Annotated in this window: 11 protein-coding genes and 2 pseudogenes; 5 read left to right on the top strand and 8 right to left on the bottom strand. The window is 56.8% G+C overall.

The window, feature by feature from the left end; genetic code table 11:
- Nucleotides 1–488 precede the first annotated feature (488 nt).
- From NKG60_RS30360 to NKG60_RS30330, 7 genes and pseudogenes are all read right to left on the bottom strand, one after another.
- Nucleotides 489–1745 (bottom strand): serine hydrolase domain-containing protein, encoded by a 1257-nt coding sequence (locus NKG60_RS30360; RefSeq protein ID WP_352976454.1) that lies wholly within the window; start codon nucleotides 1743–1745, stop codon nucleotides 489–491.
- 1171 nt (nucleotides 1746–2916) lie between these two features.
- Nucleotides 2917–3888, bottom strand: a complete 972-nt coding sequence (locus NKG60_RS30355; protein ID WP_352976453.1) for a polysaccharide deacetylase family protein — start codon at nucleotides 3886–3888, stop codon at nucleotides 2917–2919.
- Nucleotides 3889–3911: 23 nt separating this feature from the next.
- The gene (locus NKG60_RS30350) at nucleotides 3912–4091 is read right to left on the bottom strand and encodes a hypothetical protein (RefSeq protein WP_352976451.1); all 180 of its coding nucleotides are present in this window, start codon (nucleotides 4089–4091) and stop codon (nucleotides 3912–3914) included.
- Nucleotides 4092–4384: 293 nt separating this feature from the next.
- Entirely contained in the window at nucleotides 4385–4585 is a 201-nt protein-coding gene (locus NKG60_RS30345) for a hypothetical protein (protein WP_352976449.1), read from the bottom strand.
- Nucleotides 4585–6195: an ABC transporter substrate-binding protein gene (locus NKG60_RS30340; RefSeq protein ID WP_352976448.1), complete on the bottom strand. Its 1611-nt coding sequence runs from the start codon at nucleotides 6193–6195 to the stop codon at nucleotides 4585–4587. The genes NKG60_RS30345 and NKG60_RS30340 overlap by 1 nt, the downstream gene beginning before the upstream one ends.
- A gap of 81 nt (nucleotides 6196–6276) precedes the next feature.
- Nucleotides 6277–7371 carry a dipeptidase gene (locus tag NKG60_RS30335; RefSeq protein WP_352976446.1) on the bottom strand — a complete coding sequence of 365 codons (1095 nt, stop codon included), beginning with the start codon at nucleotides 7369–7371 and terminating at the stop codon, nucleotides 6277–6279.
- Between the two features lie 464 nt (nucleotides 7372–7835).
- Nucleotides 7836–8418 (bottom strand): annotated as a pseudogene (locus NKG60_RS30330) (IS6 family transposase); the annotation flags it as partial.
- Nucleotides 8419–8608: 190 nt separating this feature from the next.
- Between NKG60_RS30330 and NKG60_RS30325 the strand changes: the two are divergent.
- From NKG60_RS30325 to NKG60_RS30315, 3 genes are all read left to right on the top strand, one after another.
- Nucleotides 8609–8995: a transposase gene (locus NKG60_RS30325; protein ID WP_352976444.1), complete on the top strand. Its 387-nt coding sequence runs from the start codon at nucleotides 8609–8611 to the stop codon at nucleotides 8993–8995.
- A 162-nt stretch (nucleotides 8996–9157) separates the two neighbouring features.
- Nucleotides 9158–9493, top strand: a complete 336-nt coding sequence (locus NKG60_RS30320; RefSeq protein ID WP_352976442.1) for an IS66 family transposase — start codon at nucleotides 9158–9160, stop codon at nucleotides 9491–9493.
- Nucleotides 9494–9698: 205 nt separating this feature from the next.
- On the top strand, nucleotides 9699–10217 hold the full coding sequence (locus tag NKG60_RS30315) for a YecA/YgfB family protein (RefSeq protein ID WP_352976440.1): 519 nt from the start codon (nucleotides 9699–9701) through the stop codon (nucleotides 10215–10217).
- A gap of 221 nt (nucleotides 10218–10438) precedes the next feature.
- Here the strand turns inward: NKG60_RS30315 and NKG60_RS30310 are convergent.
- Nucleotides 10439–10597 (bottom strand): annotated as a pseudogene (locus NKG60_RS30310) (SMC-Scp complex subunit ScpB); the annotation flags it as partial.
- A gap of 406 nt (nucleotides 10598–11003) precedes the next feature.
- Here NKG60_RS30310 and NKG60_RS30305 point away from each other — a divergent pair.
- Both NKG60_RS30305 and NKG60_RS30300 read left to right on the top strand, forming a co-directional pair.
- Nucleotides 11004–11798, top strand: coding sequence for an aspartate/glutamate racemase family protein (locus NKG60_RS30305; RefSeq protein ID WP_352976438.1), 795 nt, complete (start codon nucleotides 11004–11006; stop codon nucleotides 11796–11798).
- A 6-nt stretch (nucleotides 11799–11804) separates the two neighbouring features.
- Complete coding sequence (locus NKG60_RS30300) at nucleotides 11805–13160, top strand: preATP grasp domain-containing protein (protein ID WP_352976436.1); 1356 nt, start codon at nucleotides 11805–11807, stop codon at nucleotides 13158–13160.
- Nucleotide 13161: the final 1 nt, after the last annotated feature.

Here is a 13161-nt window from a genome sequence, read left to right as displayed (position 1 = left end):
CGAAGGAGACATTGGCTAAAGCGCACCATCCGGTGAGGGCTCCGCATCGGGTTCCTGACCTTGCAGGCGCATCGTAGGCTCGCTCGCGAACCCGTGGCAGTTCGTTTTCTCAGCAGGTGAAACGGTTTCCTGCCGCTGTCCCAGTTGCCGAAGCGCTCCGGCAACGCACGCTAGGTGATAGTGGGGAGCGGGCCTTGAGGAGCGGAACTACCTCCGCGTCAAAAATATGCTCAATCGGATCACCGCACGGCGGCTGTTTTGCGAGGAAGGCGTTGCTCTGTCTCAATGCGGAACCCCGTTATATGGCGGCCCGGCCAGAAACCGCCGCCTTATCGGGCCCGACCGCGATCATGAGACGCCGAAATTTTTCGAGGCGCCGGGAATGCAACTCCAGTCGGGCTAAGTCCTCGCTACGTCACATCCCCGGCGCAAAGTCTCATCTGATTGGCGCTGAATCTCACCATGATTGCCGCCACGCACCCCGGTGCTCAGTGAAGTTGCTTAACGATCGACATAATTGCTGCTACAGTATCTACATATGCGTACTCTGCAGCCCACTTCACTATCACTAGGTTTTCCGGCGGATTTATCATAATTAATTGCCCGCTGTTTCCGAGCGCGTAAAAGGTACTGTCCGCTCCAAGCATGTGCTCGGACGTCGGCTCACCCTGCCACTCTGGGTCTTTCTGCCACCAAGAATCCAGCCACCAATAGTAACCATATGGACTCTTGGATTCGATGGACTGCCGACTTGGGGTTGTCGCTTCGCGCATGTATCCGTCGGGGAGAGTTTTGGTGCCATCGGGAAGCACGCCGTTGCGCAGCAGGTAAAGTCCCATTCGACCATAGTCACGCAAGGTCGCTCCAAACCCGGATTCGCCGTAGGTAAAACCAGCTTCATTTTCGACAAGCCAATAACCGTCGCTCTCCATACCGAAGGGCTTCCAGACTCGCTCGGAAAGGTACGATGTAAATTGTTTCCCCGACGCCCGCTCCACGACAATTGCCATAACCGTGGAATCAGCCGAAGAATACTTAAAGTGAGAGCCAGGCTGGATTTCTTCAGTCGGTCGCGAGCCCACATGTATCAAGAATGGAAGCAAAGTTCCTGGTCGATCCTCGCAGACGCATGCTAGCATTTTGAAAAGGTCGGACCTCGGATCGTCATAAAGCTCCCCAAAAGGAACACCGCTCAGCCCCTGCGCCAGATGGCGGAGAGATATTGTTCCCCAGTGGGTATCTTTGAATTCAGGTACATAAGTCTCTACGACGTCATCCAAGGTACGGATGTAGCCATCTTTGAGCGCGAGACCTAACATTACCGATGTCATGGATTTGGCCATGGATCGAGACTCGCCGACGTCACAGTCTGAATAACCGTTCCCGTATCGTTCAAGGACAATACGGCCATTCTTGATCACAAGCAGGCCGGAAGTCTTCGTACGCAAAAAGAAATCATCGGCGGTATAGGTGACGTCTCCTACACAATAATTGAAGGTAATGTTCTCGTCGCGAGGCAGTGGGTGTGGCTGCCCACCTGCCTCAATTGTGCGACTGGGAAATAGTTTTCGCATGGACCGATGATTAGTAATCTTTTCCTCAGCGTTCCAAAGAAGTTGCACTGACAAATTCGGCTTATCCTCGGGAGACGGACTTACTACGTTCGTGCCTTTCTGAGCACCAATATCCTTAACGGGACCCTCGGTTGAAACGACATCGGACCCCGACTTTCCGTTCACTTTCATGATTTCAATCCTTTCCGACTCGAAGAAAGAACGTCTGCTTCAAAAATCGAAGAGATGCTAGGGCTCCGCTCCCAGAAGACGTTATCGGGAAACATGTCATAGGCACCTCCGGATGTCCACTGAGATTATCAATAAAAGAGGCTTAAATTTCTGGTTTTTGAGAATTCTACGTTGCCAACGACAGTCAGGTTGATGCCGCAGGGGATCGGATCCGGTTCACTCGTTGCGGCTTGCGCTCAGAACGTCCTCCCGCACCTCTCAGCGGCTGGAATTCCATCCGTTTTCCGATCGTGTCTCAGGAAGTGGTGTAGCTGACGGCGTTGGCCGCCGCGCTCTCCGGCAGGATGCCGGGCTGATCACCGTGCCACGGCTGGTAGCCAGATGAGCGGATCATCGCTCATCTGGCTGATGGTTCCAAGATCGGGGGCGCCAAGGCGGCCAAAGGCCGCGAAGAGCAGCTTCGATTTCGCGGGCCAGGTCCTTGATGTCGTAATGTCGAATTCGCCGCATCACCTCCTGTAGAGACGAGAGACTAAGTCGCCGCCCAAACCTCTCTGTGCGCGTCCCGACCTTGAAGCTGCCCTTCTGGTTTCGAGAGCAGCAAAGCGTCATGCCCAGAAAACAGACTGTTTCTGGCGGTTTCTACCGCGTTTGCTCGCGTCCCTCTGGGCAACGCGGCCAAAGTCGATAAACTTGGTCGTGGTCGGCTCGAAAGAGAGGCAAAACTTCCCCAACCGGTTGCGTAGAGCTACCTCGACGCGGAGCGCATCCGGTTGATGTGGAAACAGATCACGAAGTCGTCGATATAGCGCACCAGCCGGGCTGGCCCTTGATCTGGACCTTCACTACGCGTTCGAACCAGAGGTCGAGCACATAGTACAGATAAGAGTTGCTCAGCAAAGCGCTAATCGAACCACGCGGTGAAGTTCGTTCATCGCTCGGGTGGATAGCCCCGTCCACGCCCGCCTTCAGCACCCAGCTGGGACAAGGGTTTGCAGGAGTCGGCAGTAGTGCTCTGAAACCCGCGGCAAATCACGCCTGCTTAGTCCACCTGCCGGCTAAAGGATCTGATGGCGTGATGTGCAGTCTTCGTGCTGACCACGAAGTAACAATATGATGCCACTGAAGGGGACGTGACGAGCATACGCCCATTGCAGAACCACAGCGTAGATCACGCGTTTCGTCTGGGCCAGTTGTAATCAGCAGGCATCGGCTCCACGCCGCGGGAGTCGGGCAGCGCCATCAGGCGACGATCTTCATCGTCGTCCTCCCAGCACGCGGCGATCGCCTCGCAGGTTGCGAACCACACGCCTTCGTGGGACTTGAAGTATTCGATGAGACGCTCCAACATGATCATGTGATGTGCCTGGCCGATGATCTGCGGGTGCAGTGCCATTGCATAGATGCCGTTGGGCTGGTTGTGATAGCAGTAATCGAATATGTCCTTCCAGCGGCGGAGAACCGTATCTGTATCGCCCATGGTTTCGTTAGCGCCGGTGTAAGCCAATGGAGGGAAATCGTCCAAGTACCAGCTTACGGGGATCTCGAGTACGTTGCTAGCTGCACCAGCGACATTACCTTTTTCCCAACGTACCTGCCAGCGCTGCGGGCGGTAAGGGACGAGATCCCGCGCCATCAAGCTGCTGTCGTACTTGAAACCTGCTTCCTCGATCAAATCGAGCGTGCTTTCACTATAGTCCCAATATGGAGAACGATAACCGACGGGCCGAAGGCCGAGCACGCTCTGGTACGTCTTGAATGCAAGATCCATTAGCCGCTTCTCCGTCTCTCGGGAAATCAAGGTCGGATTCTCATGGTAGTAGCCATGATGGCCTATCTCATGGCCCTCGTCACAGATTCGCTTGCTGATTTTTGGGAAAGTGTCAATTGTATGGGCGGGAGTGAAAAAAGTCGATTTGATGCCAGCCTGATCGAAAAGGTCAAGAATCCTGGGCACGCCGACGGCGGCGCAAAATTCACCGCGGGACATGAAGGACGGGGTGGGTCGGTTGAGACCGCCCAGCCACAGTGCCTGAGCATCGAAATCGACACCTAAATTTACGGCAATCTTTTTGCCGTGCGGCAGGTTAAGTTTACCCATTGGTTTGACCTTTTCGGACTCTAGACTATTGGCGAAATCCATCGAATATCACGCCTGGATGTGGATCAACGGCACCCCGCAGGCGGATTGTGGCGCAGGTCCGAGCGATGATAGTTCCGCCGCACCACAATGAAGGCCGAGAAATGCGGCATGGCGAGAAAGCGTGCGACGTCCGGCCGCTCGCCGATGGTCCAGTCGACTTGTTTCCGAAGCGGCAGCACACGGGATGCGTCCGGCGACATCATGTAGCGCGCCGTGGTGTGGAAGTTGTGAAGCCGAGGCGCCGGTGGTCGGCCTGGTTCCAGCGCGGCCTGTCGTCGGACAGAGTGACCAAATCGGGATTGGGAATCGACGGGATCGTCATGCTAAGAACCTTCGAGTTGGGATTCGTTCGTGTCGCTCATGATCTGGCGACCATTATGTTGGCGCTTTCTACGGCGGCAGACTGCAACCGATGCGCTTATCACTGCAACGGACGTCACTGCCGGGCCGGCACGCCTTGGGAGGTGGCGTAAGTCAAGATGCTCGCTCATCAGTATTAGAGCGCCTTTTGCCACTCCGGCAGGATCTGCAATGCGTTGCAGACAATACCGCACTCGGAAAAATGGAATAGTCGCGCCTCCCCGTCCTTGTTGACGGCGACGATGATCTTGAAGGCATGCCGACTCCATGCTGGACAGCGCCTGCGGCGTCGCAGGGTGCAGCCCGCAACTGCTCTGCGCAGGATATAGGCGGTCATTAGGCCGAGGCCTTCTGCATGTTCCACATCGGGAGGAGCTCCGGCATGTGGATGAGGCCGGTAAGGGCCTTACGTCGCGCTATGGGGGTGGTATATTTTCCCAACCTCACATCGCCGACGAAATCCCACCAGATCCCTTGCATCTGGCGGGCAAGCGCCTTGCGCTCGTCGAGCGTTGCGACATCTGCCAATTTTGCCCGCAGCGCTTCGTATTCGTCGTTCTTCGGCCAACCGTACCAGGCCTTATCGCCATTCGCGGTTCGAGAGGCTTGCGTGAGTGGATGGCTGAGCGAATATTCCGATTCGTCCGTGAGGAAGACGTTCCAACCGCCGTTCTCAACGGGTCCTTTGTTCGCTCGACGCGTGGATAGTGCAGCCCAGGTCATTGGCGCGAGCTCGGCATTGATCCCAATCTTCCGCAGCGAAGCCGCCAGAAGCTGCGAAAGATTGTCGCCGTCGACCCAATCGGTCGGATCGATAATGATGATCTTTTCACCGGCATATCCCGCGTCCTGGAATAGCTGCTTAGCTCTTTCCGGATCGCCACCCTTCTTGTACCATCCGGTGTTCTCGTCGTTGGATAGAAGCGTATCCTGGCCGAAGATCGAAGTGACGGGGCTGATGTATTTTTCGTCGCTGCGCACTGCACGCAGCACAGCCTCCTGATCGATCAGATGGAGCATCGCTTGGCGCGCCTTGACATTGTCGAACGGCGGCTGCAGGAAGTTCATGCGCAAGACTAGGTCCCGGCCCCCCTTGTCCAGAACATCGAGTTGAAGATTGGGATCGCTCTCGATCAATGGGTAAAGATCGGCCGGCGGCGTCTCGTAGTAATCAATCTCACCCGCTTGCAACGCCGCCACCGCCGTCTGCTGGTCGGCGATAACATTCCAGATGACACGATCGACTCTCACGATCTTCCCGCCGGCCAACCCGTCCGACGGCTCCTTGCGCGGCAAATATTTTTCGTTGCGCTCGTAGGTATAGCTGGCACCCGGCCGGGCAAGGGCCTCATTGAACTTGAACGGCCCCGATCCGATTTTGGTCGTGACCTGTTCGCTCGCCGGGCGACTGGCGTCCTTCTCTCGCATGATGAACAGACCTGGCGCCGCAAGAACATCCGCCAGGAGATCGACCAGAAGTCCCAAGGGCTCTTTGAGCGCGATCGTGAAAGTCTTGTCGTCCTTCTTGGAGATGTCGCTGGCGCGCGCCATGATCAGCTGCCCACCGGGGTTCACCTCAGCCCAACGCCGAATTGAGGCGACACAGTCCGCCGCGGTGACCGGTGTGCCGTCGTGCCAGCCAAGGCCGTCCCGAAGCTGGAATGTATACATTTTTTTGTCACCTGAAACGTTCCATTTCTCGACCATTTGCGGCTGCGGCATGAACTTCGAGTCGGGAGCGAACAGCATGTCGTAAATCGCCAAGCCGTGCATTTGGGTAGGCCCCGACGTCGTCCAGATCGGATCAAAGACGCTCAGGTCGCCCACCACCATGTGCACCGTCCGTGCGGCGCTTGACGCCGTCTGAGCCCGCAGGACCGACGGAATCGATAAAGCTGCTCCAGCTGCAAGGCCGACCTTAACGAGATCACGTCTAGAGATTTTCATGTTGCATTCCCCTTTCTCCCTTTTCATATTGGTTTATCGTCAGAAGCCTCGCGTTTGCCTACCGGGACACGTCGTCCTTTCCTACTCGCCCCAGGTCTCGGCAAGAACGCGCAACCAATTGCCGTGGCAGATCTTCTTGAGCGTCGGCTCGTCGAAACCGCGAAGACGCATGGCTTCGACCAGATTCTGCAATCCCGCCGCGCTGCGGATCCCGGTCGGTACCGTCGGCCCGTCCAAATCCGAGCCATCGAAGTCCGAGCCCATGCCGACCTTGTCGTCGCCGAGCTTGTCAACGAGATAGGCGATATGGTCAATGAGCATATCGAGCGGCGTATCGGCCGTAACACGCCCATCGGGCCGGATGAAACTCCCGACGTAGGCCACCCCGACCATGCCCCCGGTCTCCCGGATAGCGGCAAGCTGCTTGTCAGTGAGATTGCGCGACTGCGGGCTGATGGCATGGACGTTCGAATGCGTCGCAACCAGCGGCGCGTCGGAGAGACGCGCCACGTCCCAAAAGCCCTTCTCGTTGAGATGCGACAGGTCGATCAGGATCCTGCGCGCATTGCATTCCTTAACAAGGCGGATGCCATGTTCGGTCAGTCCATCGCCGATATCGCCGGTGCTCGGAAAGCGGAGCGGCACGCCGTTGCCGAAGATGTTCGGACGGCTCCAGACCGGTCCGAGTGATCGCAGCCCCGCCTGGTGCAACACTTCCAGCAGGTGGAAGTCTGGATCGATGGCTTCGGCCCCCTCGATATGCAGGATCGCCGCGACAATGCTATCAGCGATGCACCGGTCGAGTTCGGCCGCGTTGCGCACAATCTTGAACTGGCCGTCGCTCTCGCGCTCGATGGCGAACAGCTTGGAGGCCATGCTCAGGGTGGCCGCCTGCGCGACATTGCACGGCACGCTGGGCGGCAATGGTATATCGTAGGTCTCGCCGGCGTAGAGCGCCTCGGCTTCCGCCGTATACCGTGCGGGCTCTATAGCTGGCGCAAAGATGGCGAAGAATCCGCCCGCCATCCCGCCTTCCTTCATGCGCGGCATATCGAGTTGCCCCTTGCCATCGCCCTCGATGAACGAGCGCGCAGCATCCGGACCGCCACAACGATAGAGGCGGAGCAGTAAATCATTATGACCGTCGAATACGAGAACCTTGCCGGAATCGGGCACCAGGGCATCCTTTTGATTGATCAGGTCGCGGGGACGCGACCACGTTGATCCGGCCGATCACGTCATCCGTGTGGATGACGAAACTATTTTCATGGGTCAGTACTGCGGCGCTTTCGCCGATGCCGACTAAGCTAAACCGGTCTTCCTAGATTGGGCGCTCTCATGTCTAGGCCCCTATCCCGCCAAAAAGCTCTCCAAAAGAAAGTTGGCACACCGATACCAGTCTGTCCAAAAAATTCTTGTCCATTTGAACTATATGTTCCGATAATTGAGAATTGTGTGGCCATTGCAAATAAGACGGCCCTTGCGGTGATTGTTCCCCAGCACCCTTGATGCGGGTCGGAATCGGTCGCCAGTGGAGTGACGATGCTGAACATGCCAAGCGAGATGAGAATGCTATCGGGCTCGGGCGGGCGTTGTCACGTTGTTTGAAATGTGGGCGCGTGAGGCCGACACCTCGCTTTTCAGGCAGGCCGTGCGATTATGGCTTCCCACGCGGCCATGGCTTGGCGTCGATGGGTCCGAATTTGTGGTGCGGAGCGCTTGGTCTGCGATCGGACAAAGAGATTTCGGGCGGCGGAGAAGATCGAGAGGAAATGCTGTAATGAGCCGACCTGCCGGAAACCCTGTCGCGTTCGTTCCCGTTTTCGGAACGGCAGGTGAGAATTCTCCGCCCGGTTGTTCAAGCCTTTAATGCGAGCGGTGTTCGACGTTCGGCATGACCTGGCGTTTGGCCGCCCCGTAGGAGCGCAATTTGTCGGTGATCATACGCTTTGGCGGCAGGCCCTTCTTCTTCAGAAGTCGCGTCAGCAGGCGCCTGGCGGCCCTGGTCTTGCGGCGCGTCTGGACAATCTCGTCGAGCACATATCCGTCCTGATCAACCGCTCTCCACAACCAGCATTTCTGACCGTTGATGCGCGCCACGACTTCATCCAGGTGCCAGACATCGTCTTTCGTCGGTGCCTTGCGGCGTATGCGGCGCGCATAATCAGGGCCGTGCTTTCGGCACCATCGGCGGATGGTCTCGTAGGAAACGACGATCCCGCGTATGCATACGACGAAGGCCGCCTACTGACGCGTACATTGAGGCGTTAGTGTCCGCTTAGATTAAGTGGACGCTTGGCGAATGAAGTATATGCGCTATGGAGCAACCCTCGAGGGTTGATGCGAGCACGTCCGCGGCGCTGCCGGCGGGTGCGGGCCGACAGCGGACGCGCCGCTCCTGGACGTCGAGCAGATGCTGGCGATTGCGCGTGAGGTGCAGGAGTCCGGTGATCGGGTGTCGGTTGTGGCGCGACGTCACGACATGAACGCGAACCAGTTGTTCACCTGGATGAAGCAAACCCAGCAAGGGCGATTGGGCCGGTCCAATCCGTTGCCCGAGACCCCACCGGTCGCCTTCATTGACATGGGTGGTGTCGGTCCCAGCCTGCACGATGTAGAGCCGGAAGAGCCGGCTCCTGCGCGATCGCACTCTGAAGGACCATCTGCGACCGGCCAAGCGGTGTCTACCGGTGGCCGGATGGAAATCGTCGGGGCCAACGGCCGGCGTGTGATCGTTGACCGCACTGTCGACGTAAGTGTCCTGCTGCGGATCTTGCGGGGGCTGGAAATACTGCGATGATCCCGACAGAAGGCGTGCGTGTGTGGCTTGCCACAGGCTACACCGACATGAGATGTGGCTTTCCATCACTGGCGCTACGGGTGCAGGAGGTCCCTCAAACATAATCCCCTTGGGGGCAACCTGTTTTGCTTCAGGGGGAAACGCTGTTAAAGGACATCTGGCATGATGGCCAAGCAGCCTGCCTTTTTCCATCTGCGTCGCAAGATATTCGACGTTCACGACAGCCAGCCGACCGAGCTCAGCACGGCGGCGATGACCGGTATCCAGGCGATCTACCGGATCGAGGAAGAGATACGGGGGCTCCCGCCCGCCGAGCGATTGGCCGCACGACGAACGCGGACCCGACCACTGGTCCGCGCGCTGCGCCAACAGCTCATGCGCCACGGCAAGGGTTTGTCGCGCCATGCCGATATCGCGAAAGCCTTCGCCATGGCACCTAGCGATGGCGCGCGTCCAACCGCTTCCTGTACGATGGCCAGCTCGAGCCCGACAACCTGATCGCGGAGCGGGCCATTCGTGGATTTACGGTCGGCAGGCGCAATTGGCTTTTCTCGGGCAACTTCGCCGCGGCAGAGCGGTCCGCGGTCGTGCTCAGCATCATCGAGACCTGCAGGCTGCGGCATCGAGCCCGAAGCCTACATGGCCGATGCCAGCGAGCGCATCAGAACGACTGGCCAGCCTCGCGCTGGGACGAGCTGATGCCATGGAAGTGGGTGCGCCGCCAAGCGATGCCGCTCCCCTTAGCGGCGCGCTCGATGACATGGCGCTGTCGGACGAGGCGCTGGAGGCCTGGATGGCCGTCAAGACCAACCCCCGTCCGCTGGCGCGGACCGTCTCGGCGCTGGATGGCTTCGTAACGGCGGTCACCGGGCCGCGTTTCCCGGACCCGCAATACTGGATGTGCCCGCTCATGGGGTTGCCGCGCGACGTCTTGGCCAAAGGGTCTGCAACCGATCACGCCGTGTTTGCCAGCGTCGCCAGGATCCACAACCGGATCAACGAGACGCTCTTCGACAGCCCGCAGGATGATCTGCCCCGATTCGCAACCAAGCCCAGCGCCGGCATCGAGCCTCGGCCGTCGTGCCAGGGTGTTCTACGCGACTGTGAATCTCAACATCAAAAGCTGGAAACGGCTACTCGACCTCGACAACCCCAATCACGGCCTGCTGCTGCCGATGCTGATCTACTGCGTCGACAAAAAGGGGAGGCCCGTCCTCGGTAAGCCCAGGCCGGGGCCCGAGACCGCGCACTTCATCGAGCACCAGCCCTACAAAGACATCGCCCTGGTCATCCCCGCCCTCCGCGAACTCCACTACGTCACCCGCTATGGCAACCCGGAGTCATCGCCGCCATGGACGTGGCGGGTATAATAGTCGGGAAATCGGGCTGGCGGCTGACTTCTGCTGTGGCAAGTGCCTCCGCATCTCACTTCACCGTCTAGTTTTAGTCAGTCGAGAATTGCGGCAAAATATCACCAGCCAGCAGCTTATCCTTCGACAGCAACCCTGCATCCTCGAGCGCTTCGAAATCCGGCAGATCGCGCAGCGTATCGAGCCCGAACTCCAGCAGGAATTCTTTGGTCGTCACATAGGTGTAGGGCGCCGCTTGTTCCGACCCCAACTTGCGGGCCGGTTCGATTGAAATTCCGGCATTGGCGCTGTCTCTACCCGGCCATCGACAAGCGACATGCCCTGTCGGGTTTGTCGCGCCTGCTACATAGTGGTGGCCCAATTTCGTACCGTTAAATATCTGATCTTTAAGATCAAAACTTTATCCAGGGCTCATTCTGCGCAGTTGGCACGAGTTTTGGAACGTTCGTTGTGCGTCAACAAGTTCGGCAATTCAGGCGGATCCGCGTCGTTATAGCTTCAGCGATGCCGGGCATCCCGCACGTCGGGCGAAGCAGGTAGAGAACATATCGCTATTGAGGACACACAAACGGAACGACCGCGGATGGCCCGCTTCCCAGATCATCCGTGGCGCAAAACCTCAACAATAGGAAATTTCGATGGTCGACCTCATCCCACGACGTAATTCGCCATCTCCCGGACTACTTGGGCAAAGAAAACCACTTGGAGTGGTCGGCGGAATGGGAAGCTTGGCGACTGCCAAATTCTTGGAGGTTCTGGCTCGCAAAAGCCGCGTTGAAAGAGACCAGGATCATATCCCATTTGTTTGTCTATCGGCTCCCAATATCCCTGATCGTTCGCAAGCAATTTTAATCGGCAGCGACGCCCCGTTGCGGCAAATTTTGGAACGCGCGTATTGGCTAGAGAAAGCTGGATGCGGAGCAATCGCTATCCCCTGCAATACTGCACATCTCTGGGCCACAGAGATTAAACAAGCGCTGTCCGCACAGTTGATCGATATGGTAGAGATCACAAGACAAGTCGTAGAGGACTCACGTGGCAGCGAAGCACGCACCCTTCGCTCAATTTCCTTAGGAACGAGCGCATCAATGCAACACGGGCTTTACGCGGGACTAAATAACAACAACTTCGGCAAACAGTTTTCTCGCAGCCTCACGGAACTTCAGCATGAAGCCGTCAGGATCATAACTGACGTCAAGTCCGGGAACGTCATAGATGCGCAGGACAAGTTAACACGACTTGTCCACGCCGCTAGATCTTTCGATCCTGACAAAATTATCCTAGCCTGCAGTGAATTGTCAGCGATCTGCGGAGATCTCGCAGACGACAATGACATTGTCGACCCAATTAATATCCTTGCTGATGCTTGCATTGACTGGTGGACAGCAGGAAGTCACGCGTTCGGACATGTTGGACAAGCGATTATGGGGTAGAGCACGATGAGCGCGTTAATACTGGGAAATGTCGGCTGCGACACTATGGTTCCGCCAGCGCACTTGTTGTCTGACAAGTATTTGCGGAATAATGCGGCGGAGGCCAAAAGAATGATTTGGCTTGCTAAAAACGACGACATACTGATCACCCCGACGCCTGTATCACAATCATTTTTAGACTATGTTAATACGCTAAAGGGTGGGAGCGACATCTTGTCGCTAGCGACTTCAGCGACGTTCACTAAACGTCCGTTACCGATCTCAAACAAAGACCTCGAGACTGGCAGTCTTTTGGCCAAATCCCTCAGTTTGTTGCCTTCGGACCGCGTTTCGTGTCTGGAGCCGTATATCGCCGACGAAGTATCTATTTGCATTGCGAGACTTTTGGGGAATGTTCCCATAACGTTTTCAAATCAGAACCTTCAGGCAAGTCCTGAAGCAACACGTCGTTTTAACGACAAGGCAAAATTTCGTGAGTTTGCGGCTAATCTCGGCGTGCCGATTGCAAGTGGCAGTGTCTGCACAAACGCCCAGGAGGTGGTGGATGCTGTGTGCAGAGCCCTGTTGGTTTCCGATAAGGTAATTCTGAAGGTGGCTCGTCATTCAGGAAGTGATGGCAACTTCGTCATCTCCAAGAGTATCGAAGGATCGTTCCAGGGCGCGACGCGCGCGATTTGTATTCGCGAAGCTGATGCCAGCTCCATCCGTGCAGGGGTTCTTGAAACAGGATTGATTGCGACGGAGAAAGAGCCTGTAGTCGTTGAAGCATATAGCGAAAATGAGTCTTCGGTAGGCGTACATTTCGACATTGGCAGAGACCGAGTAAAACTCGCAGGCGTCGCGTCAATTCTGTTCAATCCAGGGTACGGAGGTGCATATTGGGATAGAACGCTTGTTGGTGACCTGCCTAAAGACGTTCTGGCTTGGTGCCAAAGTCTTGGTAACTATGCCCGTGAGGCTGGATACGTCGGACCCCTCAGCGTTGATATCGTCGGCGCCAAAGAGGGCGGCTTCTTCGCATGTGAAGTAAACGGGCGACACGGAGGTTTCTCTTCGATAAGAGCGGTATCGAATTCCTTAGGATTAGAACCTGATATCAAAAACGGTGAGCGCGTCGTCTTGTTTCGAACCGCCATCCCTATTGGTATTCGATTTCCCGACCTTGTCGATCTGCTTGAAAAACGACTACTGCACTACAATTCTTCCGTCAAACGTGGAGCAGTTGTGATGGTGGAGGGCTATGAAGATAGCGGTCCGTTTGATTTTGTAATCGTCGGAAGGGATCTGTGTGATGTTCAAGGCATAGAACGCTCCCTCGTTGAGTTGGCCGAGGGTATATCCACTTTTCGTCATGACTTATAAT

The organism is Mesorhizobium sp. M1428, assembly GCF_040317515.1.
GTDB lineage: Bacteria > Pseudomonadota > Alphaproteobacteria > Rhizobiales > Rhizobiaceae > Mesorhizobium.
The sequence above is the reverse complement of the archived record's forward strand: the minus strand, read 5'-3'. Positions and strand labels throughout refer to the sequence as shown.

What these genes read in the sequence shown, in the direction of transcription:
- NKG60_RS30320 (WP_352976442.1), top strand. Translation starts at nt 9,158, where the DNA reads ATGATGGCCAAGCAGCCTGCCTTTTTCCATCTGCGTCGCAAGATATTC.
- NKG60_RS30300 (WP_352976436.1), top strand. Translation starts at nt 11,805, where the DNA reads ATGAGCGCGTTAATACTGGGAAATGTCGGCTGCGACACTATGGTTCCG.
- NKG60_RS30340 (WP_352976448.1), bottom strand. Translation starts at nt 6,195, where the DNA reads ATGAAAATCTCTAGACGTGATCTCGTTAAGGTCGGCCTTGCAGCTGGA.
- NKG60_RS30305 (WP_352976438.1), top strand. Translation starts at nt 11,004, where the DNA reads ATGGTCGACCTCATCCCACGACGTAATTCGCCATCTCCCGGACTACTT.
- NKG60_RS30345 (WP_352976449.1), bottom strand. Translation starts at nt 4,585, where the DNA reads ATGACCGCCTATATCCTGCGCAGAGCAGTTGCGGGCTGCACCCTGCGA.
- NKG60_RS30325 (WP_352976444.1), top strand. Translation starts at nt 8,609, where the DNA reads ATGCTGGCGATTGCGCGTGAGGTGCAGGAGTCCGGTGATCGGGTGTCG.
- NKG60_RS30315 (WP_352976440.1), top strand. Translation starts at nt 9,699, where the DNA reads ATGGAAGTGGGTGCGCCGCCAAGCGATGCCGCTCCCCTTAGCGGCGCG.
- NKG60_RS30355 (WP_352976453.1), bottom strand. Translation starts at nt 3,888, where the DNA reads ATGGATTTCGCCAATAGTCTAGAGTCCGAAAAGGTCAAACCAATGGGT.
- NKG60_RS30360 (WP_352976454.1), bottom strand. Translation starts at nt 1,745, where the DNA reads ATGAAAGTGAACGGAAAGTCGGGGTCCGATGTCGTTTCAACCGAGGGT.
- NKG60_RS30350 (WP_352976451.1), bottom strand. Translation starts at nt 4,091, where the DNA reads ATGATGTCGCCGGACGCATCCCGTGTGCTGCCGCTTCGGAAACAAGTC.